We start from the raw sequence: 25,656 nt of genomic DNA, 5'->3' as shown, positions 1-25,656 counted from the left end.
GCACATCTGCGCAGGCCAGCACCCTGGTTGGGCAGCGACATGGCTGATCACATAGGGTGAAAAGAAAAACGGGAGGTTCGGCGTGTTCGTTGAACGTGCGCCACTTGTCGACTTAGTGTCCTGTTCAGAAGACTTCAAGGAACAGACACACTGGTAACCCTAAACTTCAGGGTTAGGGTTCGGGTCGGCGCTACGGACCGTCCCATTCGGCATCAGTCGCCGGGTTTCGCGGAGCTACAGCGCTTCCCCGTGATCCGACGACCCGTAACTCGAGGCGAGAGGCCTTCGACGTGGCAGCACCGCAGAACTACCTCGCAGTCATCAAAGTCATCGGTGTCGGCGGCGGTGGTGTCAATGCCATCAACCGGATGATCGAGGTCGGTCTCAAGGGCGTCGAGTTCATCGCCATCAACACCGACGCGCAAGCTCTGTTGATGAGCGACGCCGACGTCAAGCTCGACGTCGGCCGTGAACTCACCCGCGGACTCGGCGCCGGAGCCAACCCGGCCGTCGGCCGCAAGGCCGCCGAGGACCACCGCGAGGAGATCGAAGAGGTCCTCAAGGGGGCCGACATGGTCTTCGTGACGGCCGGTGAAGGCGGCGGCACCGGCACCGGCGGCGCGCCCGTCGTGGCCAACATCGCCCGCTCCCTGGGCGCCCTCACCATCGGCGTGGTCACGCGCCCGTTCACCTTCGAGGGACGGCGCCGCGCCAACCAGGCCGAGGACGGCATCGCCGAACTCCGCGAAGAGGTCGACACCCTCATCGTCATCCCCAACGACCGGCTGCTGTCCATCTCGGACCGCCAGGTCTCCGTCCTCGACGCCTTCAAGTCGGCCGACCAGGTCCTGCTCTCCGGTGTCCAGGGCATCACCGACCTCATCACCACGCCGGGTCTGATCAACCTCGACTTCGCCGACGTCAAGTCCGTGATGTCCGAGGCCGGTTCGGCCCTCATGGGCATCGGCTCGGCCCGCGGCGACGACCGCGCGGTGGCCGCGGCCGAGATGGCGATCTCCTCGCCGCTCCTGGAGGCGTCCATCGACGGCGCACGGGGCGTGCTGCTCTCCATCTCCGGCGGCTCCGACCTCGGCCTGTTCGAGATCAACGAAGCGGCCCAGCTGGTCAGCGAGGCCGCCCACCCCGAGGCCAACATCATCTTCGGCGCGGTCATCGACGACGCCCTCGGCGACGAGGTGCGGGTCACCGTGATCGCGGCCGGCTTCGACGGGGGCCAGCCGCCGGCCCGACGGGACACCGTCCTCGGTTCGACCTCGTCCTCGTCGTCGTCCTCGACGGCATCCTCGCCCCGCCGCGAGGAGCCCACTCCGGTACGGCAGCCCGAGAGCCGCCCGTCCTTCGGCTCGCTCGGCAGCGTCACGCCGAAGGAGGAGCCCGAGCCCGCCGCGCCGGACCCGGTGGCCGACATCCCGGTCGCCCCGCCGGTACCGCCGTCGCGGACCTACGCCGACAGCGCGGCGGAGGAGCTGGACGTCCCGGACTTCCTTAAGTGATCCTTCTGACGTGATAGCACAGCGCGACATCGTGAGCGGCGCGCACTTCGCCTTCACCGACCGGTGGGGCGGGGTGAGCGCCGCTCCGTATGAGGAGCTCAATCTCGGCGGGGCCGTCGGTGACGACGCCGACGCCGTACTGACCAATCGCGAGCTCGCGGCCAAGTCGCTCGGGCTCGGTGCGGGCGACGTCGTCTGGATGAACCAGGTGCACGGGAAGGACGTCGCGGTGGTCGACGGGCCGTGGCGTGATCGTCCGGTGCCCGAGGTCGACGCGGTGGTCACGGCACAGCGGGGTCTCGCCCTCGCCGTCCTCACCGCCGACTGCGTGCCGGTCCTGCTGGCCGACCCCGTCGCCGGGGTCGTCGCCGCGGCCCACGCGGGGCGTCCGGGCATGGTCGCCGGGGTCGTCCCCGCCGCGCTACGCGCGATGACGGAATTGGGCGCCGACCCCGCCCGAATCGTCGCCCGCACCGGCCCCGCCGTCTGCGGCCGGTGCTACGAGGTGCCGGAGGCGATGCGCGCGGAGGTTGCCGCCGTGGAGCCGGCGGCGCACGCCGAGACGAGTTGGGGCACGCCGGCGGTCGATGTGGCCGCCGGGGTGCACGCGCAGCTCGCACGGCGCGGTGTGGGTGACCGGGAGCACTCGCCGGTGTGCACGCGGGAGTCGAGCGACCACTTCTCGTACCGACGCGACCGCACCACCGGTCGGCTCGCGGGCTATGTGTGGCTGGACTGAATGGACATGACGGACCGTAAGGACGAACTCGCCGCAAACCTGGCGAAAGTGGAGGACCGGATCGCCGCCGCCTGCGCGGCCGCCGGGCGTGGCCGCGAGGAAGTGACCCTGATCGTGGTCACCAAGACGTACCCGGCGAGCGATGTGCGGATCCTGTCCGAACTCGGTGTGCGCCACGTCGCCGAGAACCGCGATCAGGACGCGGCACCGAAGGCCGCCGAATGCTCGGACCTGCCCCTTGTGTGGCATTTTGTCGGCCAGTTGCAGACCAACAAAGTGCGATCTGTGGTCGGTTACGCGGATCTCGTGCAGTCCGTCGATCGTTCCAAGCTGGTGACGGCCCTGTCGAAGGAGGCCGCACGGCAGGAGCGCGAAGTGGGCTGCCTCATCCAGGTCGCGCTGGATGCGGGAGAGCGCGCAAGGGGTGAGAGGGGTGGTGTGGCGCCGGGCGGGATCGAAGAGTTGGCCGACCTTGTCGCGAAGGCTCCGGGACTGCGGCTCGACGGGCTCATGACCGTTGCCCCGCTCACCGGGGAGTACGCCGGGCGCCAACAGGCGGCGTTCGAGCGGTTGATGGATTTGTCGACCGCCCTGCGCCGAGCTCATCCGACTGCGAACATGGTGTCGGCGGGAATGAGTGCGGACCTCGAGGAGGCCGTGGCGGCCGGTGCGACACATGTGCGCGTCGGCACTGCGGTACTCGGAGTCCGCCCCAGGCTCGGGTAACGTCGCCAGGAAGTCGGACCACAGCAGAAAATATGGTCAATGTCGCCGAAAGGTGGCGTAACGACCGCGTGGATCGCGGGCACTTGGCAGTCGTCAGCCGATCCACCACAGAGCGGAGGACTCAGAGCATGGCCGGCGCGATGCGCAAGATGGCGGTCTACCTCGGCCTCGTGGAGGACGATGGGTACGACGGCCGGGGGTTCGACCCCGATGACGACTTCGAGCCCGAACTGGACCCGGAGCCCGAGCGGGACCACCGACGGCACGAGCCGTCCCACCAGTCGCACAGTGCACATCAGTCCCAAAGGGACGAAGAGGTGCGAATCGTGCAGCCGCCCGCGCCGCGTGAACCCGTGGCCAGATCGACTTCGCTACCCGCGGAATCCAGCCGTCCGGCGCGCATCGCGCCCGTGGCATCCATCACACAAGAACGCGCAAGCCTGGAGAAGAACGCACCGGTGATCATGCCCAAGGTCGTGTCGGAACGAGAGCCTTACCGGATCACCACGCTTCACCCGCGGACCTACAACGAGGCCCGTACCATCGGGGAACACTTCCGTGAAGGCACCCCGGTGATCATGAATCTGACTGAGATGGATGACACAGACGCCAAGCGACTTGTCGACTTTGCGGCCGGTTTGGTGTTTGGTCTTCACGGCAGCATCGAGCGGGTGACGCAGAAGGTGTTCCTGTTGTCGCCTGCTAACGTCGATGTCACGGCGGAGGACAAGGCCCGTATCGCAGAGGGCGGGTTCTTCAACCAGAGCTGAGACGCACCACCGGAAACACACGCACGAAACAGGGAACAGGGGAGAGGGAAGCACCAGTCATGAGCGTGGTCTTGCAGGTTCTCTACATCGCGCTGATGGTCTTCCTCATCGTGCTCATCTTCCGGTTGGTCATGGACTACGTCTTCCAGTTCGCCCGCTCGTGGCAACCCGGCAAGGCGATGGTGGTCGTTCTGGAGGCCACCTACACTGTCACTGATCCACCGCTCAAGCTTCTGCGGCGGGTCATCCCGCCGCTGCGTCTCGGGGGCGTGGCGCTCGACCTGTCCTTCTTCGTTCTGATGATCATCGTCTACATCCTGATCACGCTCGTGCGGAGCGCGATGTGAGCGATGTGACAGATACGGTCTTGCCGACTGCCGACGACTACGTTGAGGTGAAGAGATGCCGTTGACCCCCGAGGACGTGCGGAACAAGCAGTTCACGACCGTCCGCCTCCGAGAAGGCTATGACGAGGACGAGGTCGATGCCTTCCTCGATGAGGTCGAAGCCGAACTGACGCGCCTGCTCCGCGAGAACGAGGACCTGCGCGCCAAGCTGGCCGCGGCCACCCGTGCTGCTGCCCAGAACCAGCAGAACATGCGCAAGCCCCCGGAAGGTCCCGGCGGCCCGCAGGACCAGCAGCAGGGCGGCATGCCTCAGCAGGGCATGCGCGGTCCCGGCGCTCCTGTGCCCGCCGGCATATCGGGCCCGCCGCAGCAGCAGATGGGCGGCCCCATGGGAGGCCCGCCCCAGCTGCCCAGCGGTGCTCCGCAGCTGCCCGCCGGTCCCGGCGGTCAGGGTGGCCCGCAGGGTCCCGGTCCGATGGGCCAGGGTCCGGGGCCGATGGGCCAGCCCCCGATGCAGCAGCAGATGGGTGGCCCGATGGGCGGTCCCATGGGTGGCCACGGCCCCATGGGTGGCCCGGGTCAGGGTGGCCCCGGTGGCGACAGCGCCGCCCGTGTCCTCTCGCTGGCCCAGCAGACCGCCGACCAGGCGATCGCCGAGGCTCGTTCCGAGGCCAACAAGATCGTCGGCGAGGCGCGTTCGCGTGCCGAGGGTCTCGAGCGTGACGCCCGTGCCAAGGCTGACGCCCTGGAGCGGGACGCGCAGGAGAAGCACCGTGTCGCGATGGGCTCCCTGGAGTCCGCCCGCGCCACGCTGGAGCGCAAGGTCGAGGACCTGCGCGGCTTCGAGCGCGAGTACCGCACGCGGCTGAAGTCCTACCTGGAGTCCCAGCTGCGCCAGCTGGAGACCCAGTCGGACGACTCGCTCGCCCCGCCGCGCACCCCGGCCACGGCGTCCCTCCCGCCGTCCCCGGCGCCTTCCATGGCACCGGCCGGCGCGAGTGCCCCGTCGTACGGCGGCAACCAGACGATGGGCGGCGCCCCGTCTCCGGCTGCTCCGTCCTACGGCGGTCAGCAGCAGATGTCCCCGGCGATGACCCAGCCCATGGCACCGGTCCGGCCGCAGGGTCCGTCCCCGATGGGCCAGGCTCCGTCTCCGATGCGCGGGTTCCTCATCGACGAGGATGACAACTGACGGTTGGTAGTACGCCGTAGGCGTCGGCAGCGTTCAGGGCGGGGCCCCGGATTTCGATCCGGGGCCCCGCCCTTTTGCTACGCGTGTTCACGGGGTTTGCGGCGTTTGTTCGTGGGTTGGGTGCGGTGTCCGACGTACACAACGCCGAAGGCCCGGGCCGACCAAGATTTTCTTGGTCGGCCCGGGCCTTCGGTTGTTCCGCTGTGCCGTGTCCCTCGGCTACGCCTTGCGCAGGCGGAACGTCAGGGTCAGGCCCTCGTCCGTGAACGGGGAGCCGTAGGTGTCGTCCGCCTCGCCCTGGGCGAAGTCCGTGGCGAGGACCTCGTCGGCGATGAGCTCGGCGTGCTCGCCCAGCGCCGCGATCGTCGCCGCGTCCGTAGCCGCCCAGCGCAGGGCGATCCGGTCGGCCACGTCCAGGCCGCTGTTCTTGCGGGCCTCCTGGATCAGGCGGATCGCGTCACGGGCCAGGCCCGCGCGGCGCAGCTCCTCGGTGATCTCCAGGTCCAGGGCGACCGTCGCGCCCGAGTCGGACGCCACCGACCAGCCCTCGCGCGGGGTTTCCGTGATGATCACCTCGTCCGGAGCCAGGGTGACCGTCTCGCCGTCGACCTCGACCGACGCCGTGCCCTCGCGCAGGGCCAGGGACAGTGCCGCCGCGTCCGCGTTCGCGATGGCCTTCGCCACGTCCTGGACGCGCTTGCCGAAACGCTTGCCCAGGGCGCGGAAGTTGGCCTTGGCGGTGGTGTCCACCAGGCTGCCGCCCACCTCGGACAGCGACGCCAGCGACTCGACGTTCAGCTCTTCCGTGATCTGCGTGTGCAGCTCGGGGTTGAGCGCCTCGAAGCCGGTCGCGGCGACCAGCGCGCGCCGCAGCGGCTGGCGGGTCTTCACGCCCGACTCCGCACGCGTGGCGCGGCCCAGCTCGACCAGCCGGCGGACCAGGACCATCTGCTTCGACAGCTCCGGGTCGATCGCCGACAGGTCCGCCTCCGGCCAGGACGCCAGGTGGACCGACTCCGGCGCGTCCGGGGTCACCGGCACGATCAGGTCCTGCCAGACCCGCTCGGTGATGAACGGGGTCAGCGGGGCCATCAGCTTGGTGACCGTCTCGACGACCTCGTGCAGGGTGCGCAGCGCCGCCTTGTCGCCCTGCCAGAAGCGGCGGCGCGAGCGGCGGACGTACCAGTTGGACAGGTCGTCGACGAACGCCGAGAGCAGCTTGCCGGCGCGCTGGGTGTCGTACGCCTCCAGGGACTGGGTCACCTGGTCGGTCAGCGCGTGCAGTTCGGACAGCAGCCAGCGGTCCAGGACCGGGCGGTCGGCGGGGGCCGGGTCGGCCGCGGACGGCGCCCAGTTCGAGGTACGGGCGTACAGGGCCTGGAAGGCGACCGTGTTCCAGTAGGTGAGGAGGGTCTTCCGCACCACCTCCTGGATGGTGCCGTGGCCCACGCGGCGGGCCGCCCACGGGGAGCCGCCGGCCGCCATGAACCAGCGCACCGCGTCCGCGCCGTGCTGGTCCATCAGCGGGATCGGCTGCAGGATGTTGCCCAGGTGCTTGGACATCTTGCGGCCGTCCTCGGCGAGGATGTGGCCGAGGCAGACGACGTTCTCGTACGACGACTTGTCGAAGACCAGCGTGCCGACCGCCATCAGCGTGTAGAACCAGCCGCGCGTCTGGTCGATGGCCTCACTGATGAACTGCGCCGGGTAGCGGCTCTCGAACAACTCCTTGTTCTTGTACGGGTAGCCCCACTGCGCGAACGGCATCGAGCCCGAGTCGTACCAGGCGTCGATGACCTCCGGCACGCGCGTGGCCGTCTTCTCGCACTGGGGGCACGCGAAGGTGACGTCGTCGATGTACGGGCGGTGCGGGTCCAGGCCCGACTGGTCGGTGCCGGTCAGCTCGGTGAGCTCCGCGCGGGAGCCGACGCAGGTGAGGTGGTCGTCCTCGCAGCGCCAGATCGGCAGCGGGGTGCCCCAGTAGCGGTTGCGGGACAGCGCCCAGTCGATGTTGTTCTGCAGCCAGTCGCCGAAGCGGCCGTGCTTCACCGTCTCCGGGAACCAGTTGGTCTTCTCGTTCTCCTGGAGGAGACGGTCCTTGATGGCGGTGGTGCGGATGTACCAGGACGGCTGCGCGTAGTAGAGGAGCGCGGTGTGGCAGCGCCAGCAGTGCGGGTAGCTGTGCTCGTACGGGATGTGCCGGAAGAGCAGACCGCGCTGCTGGAGGTCCTCGGTGAGCTTTTCGTCCGCCTTCTTGAAGAAGACGCCGCCGACGAGGGGGACGTCCTCGGCGAAGGTGCCGTCCGGGCGGACCGGGTTCACGACCGGCAGGTCGTACGCGCGGCAGACCTTCAGGTCGTCCTCACCGAAGGCGGGGGACTGGTGGACCAGACCCGTACCGTCCTCGGTCGTGACGTACTCGGCGTTGACGACGAAATGCGCCGGCGCCGGGAACTCGACCAGCTCGAACGGACGTTGATACGTCCAGCGCTCCATCTCGGCGCCCGTGAAGATCTGGCCGGTGGTCTCCCAGCCCTCGCCCAGGGCCTTGGCGACGAGCGGTTCGGCGACGACGAGCTTCTCCTCGCCGTTCGTCGCGACGACATAGGTGACGTCGGGGTGCGCGGCCACGGCCGTGTTGGAGACGAGCGTCCACGGCGTGGTCGTCCACACCAGGAGCGCGGCCTCGCCGGCGAGCGGACCGGAGGTGAGCGGGAAACGGACGTAGACCGAGGGGTCGACGACCGTCTCGTAGCCCTGCGCCAGCTCGTGGTCGGACAGGCCGGTGCCGCAGCGGGGGCACCAAGGCGCTACGCGGTGGTCCTGGACCAGCAGGCCCTTGTTGAAGATCTCCTTGAGCGACCACCAGACCGACTCGATGTACTCGGGCTCCATCGTGACGTACGCGTCGTTGAGGTCGACCCAGTAGCCCATACGGTTCGTGAGCTCTTCGAAGGCGTCGGTGTGGCGCAGCACGGACTCACGGCACTTGGAGTTGAAGGCGGCGATGCCGTAGGCCTCGATGTCCTGCTTGCCGCTGAAGCCGAGCTCCTTCTCGACCGTCAGCTCCACCGGGAGCCCGTGGCAGTCCCAGCCGGCCTTGCGGGCGACGTGGTAGCCGCGCATGGTGCGGAAGCGGGGGAAGACGTCCTTGAAGACGCGGGCCTCGATGTGATGGGCGCCGGGCATGCCGTTGGCGGTGGGCGGGCCCTCGTAGAACACCCACTCGGGGCGGCCCTCGGACTGCTCCAGGCTCTTGGCGAAGATCTTCTGCTCGCGCCAGAAGTCGAGCACGGCGTGCTCGAGCGCGGGCAGGTCGACCTGGGCGGGTACCTGGCGGTACGTCGGCGTTGTCATCAGCGAGCTTCCTCCGGCGGACTTGCTGCCTTCCGTCCGGAGGGACGAGAGCCGTGTCTTTCCGTACGCCGGTTTCGGCGCGCTCCCGCGGTACCACCCTCCTTGGCCCGCCGACGCGGGGTGTGCGTCGGTGAACCCCCTCATTGGGGTCGCGATGCCGGGTCTACCGACCACTGCCGTACGGCTGCGGCTTTCTTCCGGCGGCTCCGGGGTGATCTTCACGTCGCGCTCGCCCCCGGGCTTCCACCGTCCCCGGGTCGCTCTGGGCTGCGTACGCCGCTACTCGTCCCCATCCACGCTTTTCGCTCCGCCCAGTGTACGGCGCCGCGGGGACAGCGGCCGACCGGATTTACGGCACCCGGGGGGAGGTGGTGCCTACCGGCCGGGGTGACCCGAATGGATCGGTACGCGTGTTCGGATTCTGGGACGTCCGGCTCGATTGCATACCCGGCGGGGAGCTGGGCACAACGCATGCAGGTCTGGCGCGCGGCATGCGCGAGGCGGGCGAATCGGGCGGTGTGCCCCGTTGCCGCGGGACTCAAGTCGATTTATCGTCCCAGCACGATTCGCGAGCAAGATCACAATATGTGAAGGGGCCGCGGCATGGTGGCGAAGAAGACCGCCGTACAGCAGTCGGCGTCGGGCGGGTCCACCCATGCGAGTGCCTCCGGCGGTACGAGTGCCGGTGCCTCTGGCGGTGCGGCCAAGGATGTGGGCGGGAAGAAGAGTGCGCGGGGGAGTTCTGCGGGGGCGCGGGGAGGTTCCTCCGCGGGTGTACGGGGCGGGAAGCCGGTGAAGACCGTTCGGGGGCCTGTCGGGGGTGAAGCGGAGGAGAAGGCCGGGAGGGGGACTGGCTCGAAAGCGGCTGCCAAGAAGGCGGTGTCCAAGAAGGTCGGGTCCAAGAAGGTCGAGCCCGGAGGCAAGGGAGTCAAGGAGGCGGCGGCCGAAGAGGCGACCGCAGAGAGAGCGGTCGCGAAGAAGGTGATCGCGAAGAAGGCGGTCGCGAAGACGGTGGTCGCGAAGAAGGCGACACCTAAGGAAAGCGCCGCCAGGAAGGCGGCCAAGGGGAGCGCGGTCGAGAAGGCCGTGGCCAAGGAAGGTGCCGCCAAGAAGGTGGCCGTGAAGGTGGCCGTCGGGAAGGAAGCAGCTGGGAAGGAAACGGCCGGGGAGAAGGCGGCCGGGGAGAAGGGCGTCGGTGCGGGTGGGGAGGGGCGCGGTGCTGTGGTGCAGGGCGCCTCCAAGAGGAGCACGTCCAGGACGAGCACCACGTCCAAGAGGGCCGCGGCCAGGAAGAAAGCGGTCGCGGAGCGGGCGGCCGGGAAGAGTGCGGTCGCCGAGAGCAGGGCCAAGAAGGCGGGCGCGGCGCAGGCCGCGGAGCAGACGGGAGCCACGACGGTGGTTGCGAAGAAGACTCCTGGCACGGCCACGGCGGCGAAGACCGCCCTTCCCAAGGCACGCATCGCCGCGGCGGTGGAGCCCGGCGAGCTCGCGGTGCGCCCCGGTGAGGACCCCTGGACCCCGGAGGAGGTCGAGGAGGCACGAGCCGAGCTGATGTCCGAGGTGATGCGGCTGCGCGACGAGCTCGCGTCGTCCGAGCAGTCCCTGGTCGGCCTGATGCGGGACTCCGGGGACGGGGCCGGCGACGACCAGGCGGACACCGGCGCCAAGAACATCACGCGCGAGCACGAGCTGGCCCTCGCCGCCAACGCGCGCGAGATGCTCACCCAGACCGAGCGCGCCCTGGAGCGGCTCGACGCGGGTACCTACGGCCTGTGCGAGAACTGCGGCAATCCGATCGGCAAGGCGCGGATGCAGGCCTTCCCGCGCGCGACCCTGTGCGTGGAGTGCAAGCAGAAGCAAGAACGCCGGTACTGACTGGTATCCGGGTACCGCCGGACGTGTCGTACTCTCGTCCTCAGTCAGGTACCTAGGTTGAAGGACTCACGTGGCAGAGGCGGAGCGCATCATCGGTACGCCGGATACCCCAGAGGCGGCGGGAGCCGAGCCGGAGCAGTCCGACGAGAACGCGAAGGAAGCCGCGGCCGAGCGGCCCCGGGGCAGGCGCCGGATCGCCGTGCTGTTCGGGGTCGCCGCCTTCGCCTACGCCCTCGACCTGGTCAGCAAGATGATCGTGGTCGCCAAGCTGGAGCACCACCCGCCGATCGAGGTCATCGGGGACTGGCTGAAGTTCGAGGCGATCCGCAACGCGGGCGCGGCCTTCGGCTTCGGTGAGGCCTTCACCGTGATCTTCACGGTGATCGCGGCGGCCGTGATCGTGGTGATCGCCCGGCTCGCCCGCAAGCTGTACAGCCTGCCCTGGGCGATCGCGCTCGGCCTGCTGCTCGGCGGTGCGCTCGGCAACCTCACCGACCGGATCTTCCGCTCGCCGGGTGTCTTCGAGGGCGCGGTCGTGGACTTCATCGCGCCCAAGCACTTCGCGGTGTTCAACCTGGCCGACTCGGCGATCGTGTGCGGCGGCATCCTGATCGTGCTGCTGTCGTTCAAGGGGCTGGACCCCGACGGGACCGTCCACAAGGACTGAGGCCCCGCGGGCCCGGCCGGCGAGGGTTGTCCACAGGCTCCGTACGGGGCTGTCGGCCCCGTCCGGCATACTCGTCGGGTGAGCACGATTCCCGAGATCCGAACCCTGCCCGTGCCCGACGGCCTGGAGGGCGAGCGCGTCGACGCCGCCATCTCCCGCATGTTCGGCTTCTCCCGGACCAAGGCGGCCGAGCTCGCCGCCGCGGGGAAGGTCACGGTCGACGGGTCGGTGGTCGGCAAGTCGGAGCGCGTGCACGGCGGCGCCTGGCTGGAGGTGGAGATGCCGCAGGCGCCCGCGCCGGTGCAGGTCGTCGCCGAGCCGGTCGAGGGCATGGAGATCGTGCACGACGACGATGACGTGGTCGTGATCGTGAAACCGGTCGGTGTGGCCGCGCATCCGTCGCCGGGCTGGAGCGGTCCGACGGTCATCGGTGGGCTGGCAGCGGCCGGCTACCGCATCTCGACGTCCGGCGCGGCCGAGCGCCAGGGCATCGTGCACCGGCTCGACGTGGGCACGTCCGGGCTGATGGTCGTCGCCAAGTCCGAGTACGCGTACACGTCGCTCAAGCGCCAGTTCAAGGAGCGCACGGTCGACAAGCGGTACCACACGCTCGTCCAGGGCCACCCCGACCCGACCAGCGGCACCATCGACGCGCCCATCGGCCGCCACCCCAACCACGACTACAAGTGGGCGGTCACGGCCGAAGGCAAGCCGTCCGTCACCCACTACGACCTCATCGAGGCGTTCCGCGCGGCCTCCCTGCTCGATGTGAAGCTGGAGACCGGCCGCACCCACCAGATCCGCGTCCACATGGCCGCCCACCGCCACCCCTGCGTCGGCGACCTGACGTACGGCGCCGACCCGACGCTGGCCAAGCGGCTCCACCTGACCCGCCAGTGGCTGCACGCCGTACGCCTCGGCTTCGAGCACCCCGGGGACGGGCAGTGGGTGGAGTTCGGGTGCGACTACCCGGCCGACCTGCAGAAGGCCCTGGACCAGGTTCGCGAGGAGACGTACGCGTGAGTTCGCCGTCGTCGCCGTCCTCGCCGTTCACGTCCTATGCGGTCCGGGTCGCCGAGGACTCCGCCGACCGTGAGATGTGCTTCGCGGTGCGCAAAGAGGTCTTCGTCGGAGAGCAGGGCGTCCCCGAGGACCTGGAGTACGACGCGTACGACGCCGTGGCCGTGCATGTGCTGGCCGTGCGGGAGGACGGGGTGCCGCTGGGCACCGGGCGGCTGCTGCACGGGGAGGCGGCCGCGGCCAAGGTCGACGGCGATCCGTCGGTGGGGTCGCTGGGGCGGCTCGCGGTGACGAAGGCGGCGCGCGGGCTCGGCGTCGGCGTCGCGCTGGTGCGGGCCATCGAGGAGACGGCACGCGCGCGTGGGCTCGCAGCCGTGGATCTGCACGCGCAGACGCACGCGCTGGGTTTTTACGAGCGGTTGGGGTACGCGGCGTACGGGCCGGAGTTCCCCGACGCGGGGATACCGCACCGGGCGATGCGGCGCGCTCTGTAGTCGAGGGGCCGTACGCGCTGGTGAGAAGGGCGGCCTGGCAGGCTTGAGGTCTGTCTTGTGGACGTCGATCTCACCGGAGCGCTGACCGTGGATCAGTTGGCCCTGTTGTTCGTGCTGTTGCTCGGGGCCGTGGTGAGTGTCCCGGTGGGGGACCGGGTCGGGTTGCCGGCGCCGGTGCTGATGACGCTGCTCGGGATCGTTCTCGCGCTGCTCGACTTCGTGCCCAATGTCGACATTCCGCCCGATCTGATTCTGCCGCTGCTGTTGCCGCCGTTGCTGTACGCCGCCGTACGGCGGACCTCGTGGCGGCAGTTCGCGGCGAATGTGCGGCCCATCCTTCTGCTGGCCGTGGCGTTGGTGTTCGTCACGACGGTGTGCGTGGCCGCGGTCGCCCACGCGATCGTGCCGGGGTTGCCGCTCGCCGCCGCCGTGGCGCTGGGCGCGCTCGTCGCGCCGCCCGACCCGGTCGCGGCGACCGCCGTCGCCGGGCAACTGGGGCTGCCGCGGCGGCTGGTGTCCATCCTGGAGGGCGAGGGTCTCTTCAACGACGTGACGGCCATCGTGCTGTACCACGTGGCGATCGCGGCCGCCGTGAGCGGCAGCTTCTCGCCGTGGGAGGCCGGACTGGATCTGGTGCTCTCCGCCGTGGTGGCGCTGGCCGTCGGGCTCGCTCTCGGATGGGGCGCCAACAAGCTGATGGACCTGCTGGGGGACCCGACCCTGCAGATCGGGCTCACCCTGCTCGTGCCGTACGCCTCGTACGTGCTCGCCGAGGAGCTCCACGGCTCCGGCGTGCTCGCCGTGCTCGTCACCGCCCTGTTCCTCGCCGAGTACGCCACCGACGCGGACGACGTGATGACACGGCTCGCCGGGCACACCTTCTGGGACATCGTCGACACGCTGGTCACCGGCGTCGCGTTCGGGCTCATCGGGCTCGAACTGCACATCGCGGTGCGGACGGCGTCCGGGCGGTGGGACGAGATGCTCGGCTGGGCGGCCGCGGTGGTCGGCGTGGTCGTACTGGTGCGTCTGCTGTGGTTGCTGCCGGCGACCTGGCTCACCAAGCGGATGCACGCGAAACGGGACTACGACGAGGAGATCCCGGTCAGCTGGCGCGAGACCATCGTGATGTGGTGGTCGGGGATGCGGGGCGTCGCCTCGGTGGCCCTGGCGCTGGCCATCCCCCTGGAGACGGATTCGGGCGCCGCGTTTCCCGACCGGGACGAGATCGTGTTCATCGCGTTCGGGGTGATCATGGCGACGCTGGTGCTGCAGGGGCTGACCCTGCCGTGGCTGGTGAAGCGGCTCGGGGTGCGTGCCGACAGCGAGCGGGAGAAGGAGTTCGAGAAGCAGCTGGCGGTGCGGGCGGCGAAGGCGGCGAAGCGGAGGCTGAGGGAGATCGAGGCCGTCGAGGACCTGCCCGAGGACCTGGCCGAGCAGATGCTGCGGCGGGCGTTCGAGATCGGGGTGCGGATCAGCCCGGAGATGGGCGAGGAGGAGCGCAGGGAGGCGCATCAGCAGCGGGTGCGGCGGCTGAAGCGGGTGCGGCGGATCCAGGGCGAGCTGCTGAGCGCGGCCAGGCACGAGGTGCTGGCGGCGCGCAGTGAGCCGGGGGCCGATCCCGAGGTGGTGGACCGGGTACTGCGGCATTTGGACGTGCGTAGTCTTCGGTGACCTTTATGGCAGTCGTGTGAACGTACGAGGCATGTGCGGCGTCCCTTTGTAGGGTCGGATCATGGCTCGCAACGTTGTCATCAGTGGTGGCGGTACAGGAATCGGGCTCGCGGCGGCGCAGCTCTTCGCGGCGGACGGGGATCAGGTGCTGCTGCTCGGGCGGCGCGCCGAGGTGCTGGAGCAGGCCGGTGTGCGCGGGGCCCTCACATATGCGGCGGATCTGAGCAAGCCGCGCGGCGTGCGGGGCGTGGAGCGGTTCGTGGCGTCGGAGTTCGGCACCGTGGACGTACTGATCCACAGCGCCGGAGGCGCCGGCTACCTGGAGCCCACGGTGGACAGCGACGAACCCCTCGATGTCGTCCTGCACAACTGGACCCTCAACTTCGGCCTCAACACCCTGACCGCGGCCCTGCTCACCGAGGCGCTGAAGGACCGGCTCGCCGACCCCGGCGGGCGGGTGCTGTTCCTCAGCTCCATCGCCGCGTTCCGGGGGTCCGGCAGCGGGGCGTACGCGGCGTCCAAGGCGGCGCTGCATCCGTACGCCCATGATCTGGCCCGGCAGTTGGGGCCGCGCGGGATCACCGTGAATGTGGTCGCGCCCGGCTATGTCGAGGACACCGACTTCTTCGGCGACACGATGGACCGGGAGCGGCACGAGCGGCTCGTCGCGGAGACCTCGACCGGGCGGGCCGCCACGCCGGGGGACGTCGCCGCGACCCTGCACTGGCTGGCGTCCCACGCCGCCGGGCACATCACCTCGCAGATCATCCAGGTCAACGGCGGGGCCGAGCGCGGCCACTGAACGGTCAGGGCCGGTCGGATGCGGGCAGAAACGGTCGGTGAGGCTCAGGGACGCTCCGGGCGCGCCGCCGGCTGGTGGTCGTGCTGGTGCGTGCGGCGGGCCGGGACGCGGCCGGGCACGGCACCGGGGACGGGGAAGCCGGGCGGCAGCGCCGCGTCCGTCGCGTTGACGCGTGGCAGCGCGTACGGGTGCTGTTCGGCCAGCCAGCCGATGAGCTGCTCGCGCACGGTGACCCGTACCGTCCACAGGTCGTCCGCGTCCTTCGCCGTGACCAGGGCCCGCACCTCCATCGTGCTCGGTGTCGAGTCCGTGACGACCAGGCCGTAGTCGCGGCCGTCCCACGCCGGGCACGCGCGCAGGATGTCGCGGAGCCGCTCGCGCATCTTCTCCATCGGTGCCGAGTGGTCGAGGTGGAGGAAGACGGTGCCGGTCATCTGGGCGCCGCCGCGTGACCAGTTCTCGAAGGCCTTCGAGGTGAAGTACGACACCGGCATCGTGATCCGGCGTTCGTCCCACGTGCGCACCGTCAGGAACGTCAGCGTGATCTCCTCGACCGTGCCCCACTCGCCGTCCACCACGACCGTGTCCCCGAGGCGCACCATGTCGCCGAAGGCGATCTGGAACCCGGCGAACATGTTGCTCAGCGTGGACTGGGCCGCGACACCGGCGACGATGCCGAGGATGCCGGCCGAGGCCAGCAGCGAGGCGCCGGCCGCGCGGAACGCCGGGAACGTCAGCAGCATCGCGGCGACGGCCACCACGCCGACGACCGCCGACACCACGCGCATGATCAGTGTCACCTGGGTGCGCACCCGTCGGACCCGGGCCGCGTCACGGTGGACGCGGGCATAGCGGCTGTACGAGGTCTCCACGATCGCCGCCGCGATCCGGATCGCCAGCCAGGCCGTCGCCCCGATCAGCACCAGGGTCAGCAACCGTCCGACGGCCTCCCGGTGCTCGGGGAGCAGGTCGGCCTCGTGGTACGACGCTCTGAGCAGGGCCGTGCACAGAACGAGCTGGTAGGGGACGCGGCTGCGGCGCAGCAGACCCCACAGCGGCGTCTCACTGTGCCGGTCGTCGGCCTTGCGCATCAGGCGGTCGGTGGCCCACCCGATGATCACGGTGAGCAGAACCGAGCCGCCGATCACGATCAGTGGTCGGAGTATGTTCTCCATCCCCCGAACGTAACCAGCCGAGGGGGGTCATGAACATGTGCGTCGGTGAGGCGGTGGTCACGGCGTTGTCGTACCCGGCTGGCACCATGGCCTCATGAACATCATGCTCTTTCACTCGACCTATGGCCTCAGGCCCGCGGTGCGCCAGGCCGCGGAACGGCTGCGCGCCGCCGGACACGAGGTGTGGACGCCGGACCTCTTCGAGGGGCGCACGTTCGAGACGGTCGAGGAAGGCATGGAGTACCACGACCGGATCGGCAAGGACGAGCTGCTGAAGCGGGCCGTGCTCGCCGCCGCGCCCTACTCGGAGCGAGGCCTCGTGTACGCCGGGTTCTCGCTCGGCGCCTCCATCGCGCAGACCCTCGCTCTCGGCGACGAGAAGGCGCGCGGGGTGCTGCTCCTGCACGGCACCTCGGACATCGCGGCGAACGCCTCGGTGGACGAGCTGCCGGTGCAGCTGCATGTCGCCGAGCCGGACCCGTTCGAGACGGACGACTGGCTGAGCGCCTGGTATCTGCAGATGGGCAGAGCGGGCGCCGACGTCGAGGTGTACAGATACGCCGGGGCGGGCCACCTGTTCACCGACCCCGACCTGCCGGACTACGACGAGGAGGCCGCCGAGGCCACCTGGCGGGTGGCGCTCGGCTTCCTCGAAACCCTCTAGCGGCCGTCAGCGGCTGTCAGCCGACCGAGGGGCAGGGGCTGTCAGACGGGGTCGTACGTCCGCTCGACCTTCTGCGTCCCGCTGCGCGTGCGGTACGAGCGCGCCCAGGAGGCGGTCGCGTCCTTCCTGGTCTTGTCGGACAGGACGTAGTAGTCCATCTGCGCCCGCTCGGCCGTGATGTCCAGGACGCCGTAGCCGTGGCGGTCGGTGTCGACCCAGTGGACGTGCCGGTTGGCGGCCTTGATGACCGGCGCGGCGATCGCGGAGACCGTGCCCTCGGGGACCTTGACGATGTCGTCGAGGTTGTCCGAGGTGACCGACGTGACGACGAACTCCGTGGCGGCGGAGGCGGACAGCGGGTAGGTACCGGCGTCCACCGGCACGTCGTTGGCCCACGCCATGTGGATGTCGCCGGTCAGGAACACGGTGTTGCGGATCGCGTTCGAGCGCAGGTGGGCGAGCAGCTCCCGGCGGTCGTCCGTGTAGCCGTCCCACTGGTCCGGGTTGAGGGCGAGGCCCTCCTGCGGCAGGCCCATCAGCTTGGCCAGCGGCTTGAGCAGGTCCGCGGTGAGGGAGCCGATCGCGAACGGCGAGATCATCACCGAGTTGCCGACCAGCCGCCAGGTGGTGTCGGAGGACTTCAGCCCCGCCTTCAGCCAGTCCAGTTGGGCCCGCCCGGTGAGCGTACGGTCCGGGTCGTCGACCTCACCGTTGCCGACCTTCACCTGCTGCGAGCGGAAGGAGCGCAGGTCGAGCAGGGAGAGGTCGGCGAGCTTGCCGAAGCGCAAGCGGCGGTAGGTGGTGCCGGCGATCGCCGGGCGCACCGGCATCCACTCGAAGTAGGCCTGCTTGGCGGCGGCCTGACGTGCGGCCCAGGTGCCCTCGGCGCCCTCGGTGTGGTTCTCGGCGCCGCCGGACCAGGCGTCGTTGGCGATCTCGTGGTCGTCCCAGATCGCGATGACCGGCGCCTTCGTGTGCAGGGCCTGCAGATCGGGGTCCGTCTTGTACTTGCCGTGCCGGACGCGGTAGTCGGCGAGCGTGAGGATCTCGTGGGTGGGCGCGGTCTGGCGTACGACGGTGCCGCGCGTGCCGTACTCGCCGGTGCCGTACTCGTAGATGTAGTCGCCGAGGTGGAGCCACGCGTCAAGGTCGCCGCGGGCGGCGAGATGGCGGTACGAGGCGAAGTAGCCGCCCTCCCAGTTGGCGCAGGAGACCACGCCGAAGCGGAGGTTGGACACGGACGCGCTCGCCGCCGGCGCGGTGCGGGTACGCGCCACCGGGGAGTCCGTGCCGCCCGCCGAGAAGCGGAACCAGTAGTCCGTGGCCGGCTCCAGGCCGCGTATGTCGGCCTTGACGGTGTGGTCGGAGGCGGCGGTCGCGGTGGTCGAGCCTTTGGCGACGATGTTCGTCAGCGCCTTGTCCCGGGCGACGATCCAGCTGACCTCGGTGTCCGGGCCGAGCCCGGAGCCGGGTACGGCCTCGGCGGTCGGAGTCACCCGGGTCCACAGCAGGACGCCGTCGGGCAGCGGGTCGCCGGAGGCGACGCCGTGCAGGAAGGCGGGGGTCTGTTCGGCGGCCCGGGCGGGCATAGCGGCGGCGAGCGGGCCGGCCAGGACAGCCGTCGCCGCCGCGGCCTTGACGACCGTACGGCGGCGAGGAGTAAGGGAGTTGAGCTGCTCGGATGATCTGTATCGACTGGTCACAGCCGATCAGGTTACTGATCGGTATGAACAGAGGCGGGCGAACCCGGGAAAGTTCGCCCGCCTTTCATACGAAGGTCGACTTCCCAGTCGACGTCAGCCCTTGAGGGCCGCGTCCACCGCCTTGGTGAACTCCTCCGCCGTCCACGGCTGGTTGGGGCCGGAGGTCTTCAGCTGCTTGCCGTCCATGACGAAGCTGGGGGTCCCCGTCACGCCGTCCTTGTTGGTGTCGAAGGCCTTCGACATGGCCAGCGCCCAGGCGTCGTACGTGCCGTTCTTCACGGCATTCTCGAACTTGGTGTTGTTCTTGAGAGCGGGGACGGAGTCCGCGATCTCGATGAGGTAGTCGTCGTCCTTGAACTTGTCGTCCGACTCCTCCGGGTGGTACTTCGCCGAGTAGAGCGCGGTCTTGTACTCGAGGAACGCATCCGTGCTCACGTTCAGCGCGGCGCCCAGGGCGCTCATCGCGTTCTTGGAGCCCTCGGCGTTGGCGCCGATCTTGCCGTCCTGCAGCTGGTCGCCGTCGAGGAACGTGCCACCGATGAACTGCATCTTGTACTTGCCGGCCGCGATGTCCTTGTCGACGACCGAACCGGCGGCCTGCTCGAACGAGGCGCAGACGGGACAGCGCGGGTCCTCGTAGATCTTGAGGGTCTTCTTGGCGCTGTCCTTGCCGATGACGACGGTCGTGCCGTTCGTACCCGTGGTGTGCGCCGGGGCGACGACCTTCTCGTCCTTCACCGCCTCCCAGTGGCTGGGCTTGCTGGCCTGGACGACGGCGTAGCCTATGCCGCCGGCCGCCGCCAGTACGCCGACGACCGAGCAGGCGACGATGATCTGCCGCCTGACCTTCGCCCGCTTGGCCTCGCGCTCGCGCTCGGCGCGCAGCCGCTCCCGGGCCGCCGTCTTCGCTGCCTGGCTGTTCCGCTTGCTCATGTTGGTGATCTCCAGAGGGACACGCACACGTGTGTGTGCGGGATACGTATGGGTGGGCTGTGCTGCTCAGATGCCGTTCACGCGCAGGTGAAGGCGGGCGAGCACGGCGGTCCACGCCGTCCCAGGGAGTGCACGAGGAGGAGGCTGCGGGCGGTGGCCGTACGGCCGGAGGGGCGCGGCAGGCGGCGGGCCGGTGTGATCCGGCGCACCGTCACCGCGGCGACCGCCAGCAGCAGCGGGCGGAACGTGGTCGCCGTCACCGCGCTCAGCAACTGGGCCAGGGCCCGCTCGCCGCGGCGCAGCCAGGCGGCGGCGAGGAGGCCGACCGAGACGTGCGCGCCGAGCAGCAGCCAGGCGGTGGCCGGGTCGGCGTGGGCGAGGAGACCGCCGAGCCGGTCGGGGTCGGTGCCGGTGACCTGGGCCAGGGGGGTGCCGACCTGGGTGCCGTCGCCGCACAGCACGTCCCAGCCGACCGAGGCCAGCGGGCCGGCGACCGGGCCGCCCGCCTTGCCGTAACAGACGTGCTGGCCGGTGGTGAGGATCGTGTCGGCGGCCAGCTCCAGCGGGATCAGCAGGGCGGCGATCCGCCCGAAGCTGCGCTCGCGGCCGGCCAGGGTGTACGCGAGGACGAACATGGCGGCCGCGAGCAGGGCCACCGTGTTCAGCGGCAACGGGGCCCGGGACAGCAGCACGTGCGACGCGGTGCTGAGCGTCACGACGAGTGACGTGAACAGCGCCGCGCGTACGGCTCGTAGCTGGGTCCCGGATATGTCCATAGCGGAGGAGAGTGTGTCACGTAGGCCTGTAAGAGACCCTTAAAGGGTGCCTGTGAGCGGCCGGTGCGCGCCGGTGTGCGGCCTTTCCGTCACAGACCCGGAATCCGGCCGTTGCGGAACAGGTCCACGAAGATCTGGTGGTCGGCACGCGCGCGTGCGCCGTAGTCGTGCGCGAAGTCGGCCAGGAGCTCCGCGAAGCCGTCCTCGTCGGCCGCGATCGCCGCGTCGATGGCCCGCTCGGTGGAGAACGGCACCAGGGACTCGCCGGAGGTGTCGTCTGCCGCCGCGTGCATCGTGGCCGTGGCCCGGCCGAGGTCGGCGACGACCGCCGCGATCTCCTCCGGGTCGTCGATGTCGCCCCAGTCCAGGTCCACGGCGTACGGCGAGACCTCGGCGACCAGCTGGCCCGCGCCGTCCAGCTCGGTCCAGCCCAGCCACGGGTCGGCGTGCGCCTGCAGGGCGCGCTGGGAGATCACCGTGCGGTGCCCCTCGTGCTGGAAGTACTGGCGGATCGCCGGGTCGGTGATGTGGCGGGAGACGGCCGGGGTCTGAGCCTGCTTGATGTAGATCACGACATCGTTCTCCAGGGCGTCGCTGTGGCCCTCCAGAAGGATGTTGTACGACGGCAGCCCGGCCGATCCGATGCCGATGCCGCGCCGGCCCACCACGTCCTTCACCCGGTACGAGTCCGGGCGGGCCAGCGAGGAGTCCGGCAGCGTCTCCAGGTAGCCGTCGAAGGCCGCGAGCACCTTGTAGCGCGTGGCCGCGTCCAGCTCGATGGAGCCGCCGCCCGAAGCGAAGCGGCGCTCGAAGTCCCGGATCTCGGTCATCGAGTCCAGCAGCCCGAAGCGGGTCAGGGCGCGGGCGTCGCGCAGCGCGTCCAGGAGCGGGCCCTGGGCGGTGTCCAGCGTGAACGGCGGGACCTCGTCGCTCTTGGCGCCGGTGGCCAGGGCGTGCACACGCTCGCGGTACGCGCCCGCGTAGATCTGCACCAGCTCGGTGATCTGCTCGTCGCTGAGCGCCTTGGCGTACCCGATGAGGGCGATCGAGGCGGCGAAGCGCTTGAGGTCCCAGGTGAAGGGGCCGACGTACGCCTCGTCGAAGTCGTTGACGTTGAAGATCAGCCGGCCGTTGGCGTCCATGTACGTGCCGAAGTTCTCGGCGTGCAGGTCGCCGTGGATCCACACGCGCGAGGTGCGCTCGTCGAGGTACGGTCCGCTGTATATCTTCCCGCCGCCCCGCCCGGCGTTCTCGGCGTCCAGGTCGTGGTAGAAGAGGCACGCCGTGCCGCGGTAGAACGCGAACGCCGAGGCCGCCATCTTCCGGAACTTCACGCGGAACGCGGCCGGGTCGGCGGCCAGGAGCTCGCCGAAGGCGGTGTCGAAGACGGCGAGGATCTCGTCGCCGCGCTGCTCGCCGTTGAGCTGGGGGACCGACATCGCTGGGTGCCTCCTGGTGCATGAACGTGTACGACAGCGTTTCTGTCGTCTCCAACGGGTGAGGGCACCCGGAAGTGCCCGCGACCCTCGCTGTGAAGGTACGCGGGGGAGCCCGCCCGGTGTCAGTCCCGAGGCATAGACTTCGACGCTGACCCCAGGACTGTCCGCCAGCCCGTTGCCGAGCGTTTCCTTTGGAGGCCGCACCGTGTCAAAGCCGCCGTTCACGCACCTGCACGTCCACACCCAGTACTCGCTGCTGGACGGTGCCGCGCGGCTGAAGGACATGTTCAACGCCTGCAACGAGATGGGCATGACGCACATCGCCATGTCCGACCACGGCAACCTTCACGGGGCGTACGACTTCTTCCACTCCGCGAAGAAGGCCGGAGTCACCCCGATCATCGGGATTGAGGCGTATGTCGCCCCCGAGTCCCGGCGCAACAAGCGCAAGATCCAGTGGGGCCAGCCGCACCAGAAGCGGGACGACGTCTCCGGTTCGGGTGGTTACACCCACAAGACGATGTGGGCCGTGAACAAGACGGGCCTGCACAACCTCTTCCGGCTGTCCTCGGACGCGTACGCCGAGGGCTGGCTGCAGAAGTGGCCCCGGATGGACAAGGAGACCATCTCGCAGTGGTCCGAGGGGATCGTCGCCTCCACCGGCTGCCCCTCCGGCGAGGTCCAGACCCGGCTGCGGCTGGGCCAGGAGGAGGAGGCCCTCAAGGCGGCCGCCGACTACCAGGACATCTTCGGCAAGGACAAGTACTTCCTGGAGCTGATGGACCACGGCATCGACATCGAGCACCGGGTCCGAGACGGCCTGCTGGAGATCGGCAGGAAGCTCGGCATCCCCCCGCTGGTCACCAACGACTCGCACTACACCTACGCCCATGAGGCGGGCGCGCACGACGCGCTGCTGTGCATCCAGACCGGCAAGAACCTCTCCGACCCGGACCGCTTCAAGTTCGACGGCACCGGCTACTACCTGAAGTCCACGGACGAGATGTACGCCATCGACTCCTCGGACGCCTGGCAGCAGGGCTGCGCCAACACCCTCCTCGTCGCCGAGATGGTCGACACCACCGGCATGTTCGAGGCCAAGAACCTCATGCCCAAGTTCGACATCCCCGAGGGCTACACCGAGGTCACCTGGTTCAAGGAGGAGGTCCGCCGCGGCATGGAGCGCCGCTTCCCCGGCGGCATCCCCGAGGACCGCCAGAAGCAGGCCGACTACGAGATGGACGTCATCATCTCGATGGGCTTCCCCGGCTACTTCCTCGTCGTCGCCGACTTCATCATGTGGGCCAAGAACAACGGCATCGCGGTCGGCCCCGGCCGAGGCTCCGCGGCCGGTTCGATCGTCGCGTACGCCATGGGCATCACCGACCTCGACCCGATCCCGCACGGCCTGATCTTCGAGCGGTTCCTCAACCCCGAGCGCATCTCGATGCCCGATGTCGACATCGACTTCGACGAGCGCCGGCGCGTCGAGGTGATCCGGTACGTGACCGAGAAGTACGGCGCCGACAAGGTCGCCATGATCGGCACCTACGGCAAGATCAAGGCGAAGAACGCGATCAAGGACTCCGCGCGCGTGCTGGGCTACCCGTACGCCATGGGTGACCGCCTGACCAAGGCCATGCCCGCCGACGTCCTCGGCAAGGGCATCGACCTGAACGGCATCACCGACCCCTCGCACCCCCGCTACAGCGAGGCGGGTGAGATCCGGGCGATGTACGAGAACGAGCCGGACGTGAAGAAGGTCATCGACACCGCGAAGGGCGTCGAGGGCCTGGTGCGGCAGATGGGTGTGCACGCGGCCGGCGTGATCATGTCCAGTGAGACCATCACCGAGCACGTGCCCGTCTGGGTCAGGCACACCGACGGCGTGACCATCACGCAGTGGGACTACCCGAGCTGCGAGTCGCTCGGCCTGCTGAAGATGGACTTCCTCGGTCTGCGCAACCTGACGATCATGGACGACGCCGTCAAGATGGTGAAGTCCAACAAGGGCATCGACCTGGAGCTGCTGAGCCTCCCGCTGGACGACCCTACGACCTTCGAACTGCTCCAGCGCGGCGAGACCCTCGGCGTCTTCCAGTTCGATGGCGGCCCCATGCGCTCGCTGCTGCGCCTGATGAAGCCCGACAACTTCGAAGACATCTCCGCCGTCTCCGCGCTCTACCGTCCCGGCCCGATGGGCATGGACTCGCACACCAACTACGCGCTGCGCAAGAACAAGCTCCAGGAGATCACCCCCATCCACAAGGAGCTCGAAGAGCCCCTCAGGGAGGTCCTGGACGTCACCTACGGCCTGATCGTCTACCAGGAGCAGGTGCAGAAGGCCGCCCAGATCATCGCCGGCTACTCGCTCGGCGAAGCCGACATCCTCCGCCGTGTGATGGGCAAGAAGAAGCCCGAGGAACTGGCGAAGAACTTCGTCCTCTTCCAGGACGGCGCCCGCAAGAAGGGCTACAGCGACGAGGCCATCCAGGCCCTGTGGGACGTGCTGGTCCCGTTCGCCGGCTACGCGTTCAACAAGGCGCACTCCGCCGCGTACGGACTGGTCTCGTACTGGACCGCCTACCTCAAGGCGAACCACCCCGCCGAGTACATGGCCGCGCTGCTGACCTCCGTCAAGGACGACAAGGACAAGTCGGCGGTCTACCTCAACGAGTGCCGCCGCATGGGCATCAAGGTGCTCCCGCCGAACGTCAACGAGTCGGTGCACAACTTCGCCGCCCAGGGCGACGACGTGATCCTCTTCGGCCTCGAAGCGGTGCGCAACGTCGGCACGAACGTGGTCGAGTCGATCATCAAGAGCCGCAAGGCCAAGGGCAAGTACGCCTCCTTCCCCGACTATCTCGACAAGGTCGAGGCGGTCGCCTGCAACAAGCGCACCACCGAGTCGCTGATCAAGGCGGGCGCGTTCGACACACTGGGGCACACCCGCAAGGGCCTCACCGCGCACTTCGAGCCGATGATCGACAACGTGGTCGCGGTCAAGCGCAAGGAGGCCGAGGGCCAGTTCGACCTCTTCGGCGGCATGGGCGAGGAGGAGAGCGACGAGCCCGGCTTCGGACTCGACGTGCAGTTCACGGACGAGGAGTGGGACAAGACCTATCTGCTCGCCCAGGAGCGGGAGATGCTCGGTCTGTACGTCTCCGACCACCCGCTCTTCGGCCTGGAGCACGTCCTGTCCGACAAGGCGGACGCCGGCATCGCCCAGCTGACGGGCGGCGAGCACGCCGACGGCGCGGTGGTGACCATCGGCGGCATCATCTCCGGCCTCCAGCGCAAGATGACCAAGCAGGGCAACGCCTGGGCGATCGCCACGGTCGAGGATCTCGCCGGTTCCATCGAGTGCATGTTCTTCCCGGCGACGTACCAGCTCGTCTCGACCCAACTCGTCGAGGACGCCGTCGTGTTCGTCAAGGGCCGCCTCGACAAGCGCGAGGACGTGCCCCGGCTGGTCGCGATGGAGCTCCAGGTCCCCGACCTGTCGAACGCGGGCACCAACGCGCCCGTGGTCCTCACCATCCCGGCCACCAGGGTCACCCCGCCGATGGTCAACCGCCTCGGCGAGATCCTCAGCCACCACAAGGGCGACAGCGAGGTGCGCATCAAGCTCCAGGGCCCGACCAAGACGACGGTGCTGCGGCTGGACCGGCACCGAGTGAAGCCCGACCCGGCGCTGTTCGGTGACCTGAAGGTGCTGCTCGGTCCGTCCTGCCTGGCGGGCTGAGCGGCCACCGGTCGACACGCGAGAGGGGCGCACCCCGCATGGGG

The 25,656-nt window shown here is 69.3% G+C and carries 20 protein-coding genes; 14 read left to right on the top strand and 6 right to left on the bottom strand.

Features of this window, described 5'->3' with window-relative positions:
* Positions 1–290: 290 nt before the first annotated feature.
* From ftsZ to ACTMVF_RS26025, 6 genes are all read left to right on the top strand, one after another.
* Positions 291–1,514, top strand: coding sequence for a cell division protein FtsZ (ftsZ, locus tag ACTMVF_RS26050; RefSeq protein WP_441273527.1), 1,224 nt, complete (start codon positions 291–293; stop codon positions 1,512–1,514).
* Positions 1,515–1,524: 10 nt separating this feature from the next.
* A complete protein-coding gene (gene pgeF / locus ACTMVF_RS26045; RefSeq protein ID WP_441273526.1) occupies positions 1,525–2,253 on the top strand; it encodes a peptidoglycan editing factor PgeF in 729 nt (242 codons plus the stop codon).
* Between the two features lie 6 nt (positions 2,254–2,259).
* Positions 2,260–2,979: a YggS family pyridoxal phosphate-dependent enzyme gene (locus tag ACTMVF_RS26040; protein WP_441273525.1), complete on the top strand. Its 720-nt coding sequence runs from the start codon at positions 2,260–2,262 to the stop codon at positions 2,977–2,979.
* A gap of 128 nt (positions 2,980–3,107) precedes the next feature.
* Positions 3,108–3,749 carry a cell division protein SepF gene (locus tag ACTMVF_RS26035; protein WP_031483359.1) on the top strand — a complete coding sequence of 214 codons (642 nt, stop codon included), beginning with the start codon at positions 3,108–3,110 and terminating at the stop codon, positions 3,747–3,749.
* A 59-nt stretch (positions 3,750–3,808) separates the two neighbouring features.
* Positions 3,809–4,096, top strand: a complete 288-nt coding sequence (locus tag ACTMVF_RS26030) for a YggT family protein (RefSeq protein ID WP_004001943.1) — start codon at positions 3,809–3,811, stop codon at positions 4,094–4,096.
* 55 nt (positions 4,097–4,151) lie between these two features.
* The gene (locus ACTMVF_RS26025; protein ID WP_441273524.1) at positions 4,152–5,288 is read left to right on the top strand and encodes a DivIVA domain-containing protein; all 1,137 of its coding nucleotides are present in this window, start codon (positions 4,152–4,154) and stop codon (positions 5,286–5,288) included.
* A 219-nt stretch (positions 5,289–5,507) separates the two neighbouring features.
* On the opposite strand, the gene ileS is transcribed toward ACTMVF_RS26025, so the two are convergent.
* A complete protein-coding gene (gene ileS, locus ACTMVF_RS26020; protein ID WP_441273523.1) occupies positions 5,508–8,645 on the bottom strand; it encodes an isoleucine--tRNA ligase in 3,138 nt (1,045 codons plus the stop codon).
* A gap of 879 nt (positions 8,646–9,524) precedes the next feature.
* Here ileS and ACTMVF_RS26015 point away from each other — a divergent pair.
* The 6 genes from ACTMVF_RS26015 to ACTMVF_RS25990 all read left to right on the top strand — a co-directional run bounded on the left by ACTMVF_RS26015 (position 9,525) and on the right by ACTMVF_RS25990 (position 15,177).
* Positions 9,525–10,520, top strand: a complete 996-nt coding sequence (locus tag ACTMVF_RS26015; protein ID WP_441273522.1) for a TraR/DksA C4-type zinc finger protein — start codon at positions 9,525–9,527, stop codon at positions 10,518–10,520.
* Between the two features lie 70 nt (positions 10,521–10,590).
* Positions 10,591–11,187 (top strand): signal peptidase II, encoded by a 597-nt coding sequence (gene lspA / locus ACTMVF_RS26010; protein ID WP_441273521.1) that lies wholly within the window; start codon positions 10,591–10,593, stop codon positions 11,185–11,187.
* Between the two features lie 78 nt (positions 11,188–11,265).
* Entirely contained in the window at positions 11,266–12,210 is a 945-nt protein-coding gene (locus ACTMVF_RS26005) for an RluA family pseudouridine synthase (protein ID WP_441273520.1), read from the top strand.
* A gap of 74 nt (positions 12,211–12,284) precedes the next feature.
* The gene (locus ACTMVF_RS26000) at positions 12,285–12,701 is read left to right on the top strand and encodes a GNAT family N-acetyltransferase (RefSeq protein ID WP_441273606.1); all 417 of its coding nucleotides are present in this window, start codon (positions 12,285–12,287) and stop codon (positions 12,699–12,701) included.
* A gap of 87 nt (positions 12,702–12,788) precedes the next feature.
* Entirely contained in the window at positions 12,789–14,375 is a 1,587-nt protein-coding gene (locus tag ACTMVF_RS25995) for a Na+/H+ antiporter (RefSeq protein WP_441273605.1), read from the top strand.
* A 61-nt stretch (positions 14,376–14,436) separates the two neighbouring features.
* Positions 14,437–15,177, top strand: coding sequence for an SDR family NAD(P)-dependent oxidoreductase (locus ACTMVF_RS25990; protein ID WP_403327223.1), 741 nt, complete (start codon positions 14,437–14,439; stop codon positions 15,175–15,177).
* A 44-nt stretch (positions 15,178–15,221) separates the two neighbouring features.
* Here the strand turns inward: ACTMVF_RS25990 and ACTMVF_RS25985 are convergent, their stop codons facing one another.
* Positions 15,222–16,352 (bottom strand): mechanosensitive ion channel family protein, encoded by a 1,131-nt coding sequence (locus ACTMVF_RS25985; protein ID WP_441273519.1) that lies wholly within the window; start codon positions 16,350–16,352, stop codon positions 15,222–15,224.
* A gap of 94 nt (positions 16,353–16,446) precedes the next feature.
* Between ACTMVF_RS25985 and ACTMVF_RS25980 the strand changes: the two genes are divergently transcribed.
* Positions 16,447–17,016 (top strand): dienelactone hydrolase family protein, encoded by a 570-nt coding sequence (locus tag ACTMVF_RS25980; protein WP_441273518.1) that lies wholly within the window; start codon positions 16,447–16,449, stop codon positions 17,014–17,016.
* A 41-nt stretch (positions 17,017–17,057) separates the two neighbouring features.
* On the opposite strand, the gene ACTMVF_RS25975 is transcribed toward ACTMVF_RS25980, so the two are convergent.
* The 4 genes from ACTMVF_RS25975 to ACTMVF_RS25960 all read right to left on the bottom strand — a co-directional run bounded on the left by ACTMVF_RS25975 (position 17,058) and on the right by ACTMVF_RS25960 (position 21,867).
* Complete coding sequence (locus tag ACTMVF_RS25975) at positions 17,058–18,719, bottom strand: alkaline phosphatase D family protein (RefSeq protein WP_441273517.1); 1,662 nt, start codon at positions 18,717–18,719, stop codon at positions 17,058–17,060.
* Between the two features lie 93 nt (positions 18,720–18,812).
* The gene (locus tag ACTMVF_RS25970; RefSeq protein ID WP_441273516.1) at positions 18,813–19,652 is read right to left on the bottom strand and encodes a thioredoxin domain-containing protein; all 840 of its coding nucleotides are present in this window, start codon (positions 19,650–19,652) and stop codon (positions 18,813–18,815) included.
* A gap of 77 nt (positions 19,653–19,729) precedes the next feature.
* Positions 19,730–20,428, bottom strand: a complete 699-nt coding sequence (locus tag ACTMVF_RS25965; RefSeq protein ID WP_441273515.1) for a hypothetical protein — start codon at positions 20,426–20,428, stop codon at positions 19,730–19,732.
* Positions 20,429–20,517: 89 nt separating this feature from the next.
* The gene (locus ACTMVF_RS25960) at positions 20,518–21,867 is read right to left on the bottom strand and encodes a DUF2252 domain-containing protein (protein WP_441273514.1); all 1,350 of its coding nucleotides are present in this window, start codon (positions 21,865–21,867) and stop codon (positions 20,518–20,520) included.
* 205 nt (positions 21,868–22,072) lie between these two features.
* Here ACTMVF_RS25960 and dnaE point away from each other — a divergent pair, with 205 nt between their 5' ends.
* Complete coding sequence (gene dnaE, locus ACTMVF_RS25955) at positions 22,073–25,612, top strand: DNA polymerase III subunit alpha (RefSeq protein WP_441273513.1); 3,540 nt, start codon at positions 22,073–22,075, stop codon at positions 25,610–25,612.
* Positions 25,613–25,656: the final 44 nt, after the last annotated feature.

Origin of the sequence: Streptomyces sp. SD31, assembly GCF_052068475.1 — a bacterium.
Taxonomy (GTDB): domain Bacteria; phylum Actinomycetota; class Actinomycetes; order Streptomycetales; family Streptomycetaceae; genus Streptomyces.
This window is presented reverse-complemented; position numbering and strand designations above follow the sequence as displayed.

Bases quoted from the DNA above. Each gene is read 5' to 3' on its own strand.
- ACTMVF_RS26025 (WP_441273524.1), top strand. From the start codon at position 4,152: ATGCCGTTGACCCCCGAGGACGTGCGGAACAAGCAGTTCACGACCGTC.
- ileS (WP_441273523.1), bottom strand. From the start codon at position 8,645: ATGACAACGCCGACGTACCGCCAGGTACCCGCCCAGGTCGACCTGCCC.
- ACTMVF_RS25960 (WP_441273514.1), bottom strand. From the start codon at position 21,867: ATGTCGGTCCCCCAGCTCAACGGCGAGCAGCGCGGCGACGAGATCCTC.
- ACTMVF_RS25970 (WP_441273516.1), bottom strand. From the start codon at position 19,652: ATGAGCAAGCGGAACAGCCAGGCAGCGAAGACGGCGGCCCGGGAGCGG.
- ACTMVF_RS25980 (WP_441273518.1), top strand. From the start codon at position 16,447: ATGAACATCATGCTCTTTCACTCGACCTATGGCCTCAGGCCCGCGGTG.
- ACTMVF_RS26040 (WP_441273525.1), top strand. From the start codon at position 2,260: ATGACGGACCGTAAGGACGAACTCGCCGCAAACCTGGCGAAAGTGGAG.
- ACTMVF_RS26035 (WP_031483359.1), top strand. From the start codon at position 3,108: ATGGCCGGCGCGATGCGCAAGATGGCGGTCTACCTCGGCCTCGTGGAG.
- ACTMVF_RS25985 (WP_441273519.1), bottom strand. From the start codon at position 16,352: ATGGAGAACATACTCCGACCACTGATCGTGATCGGCGGCTCGGTTCTG.
- ACTMVF_RS26000 (WP_441273606.1), top strand. From the start codon at position 12,285: ATGTGCTTCGCGGTGCGCAAAGAGGTCTTCGTCGGAGAGCAGGGCGTC.
- ACTMVF_RS25990 (WP_403327223.1), top strand. From the start codon at position 14,437: ATGGCTCGCAACGTTGTCATCAGTGGTGGCGGTACAGGAATCGGGCTC.
- ACTMVF_RS26030 (WP_004001943.1), top strand. From the start codon at position 3,809: ATGAGCGTGGTCTTGCAGGTTCTCTACATCGCGCTGATGGTCTTCCTC.
- ACTMVF_RS25965 (WP_441273515.1), bottom strand. From the start codon at position 20,428: ATGGACATATCCGGGACCCAGCTACGAGCCGTACGCGCGGCGCTGTTC.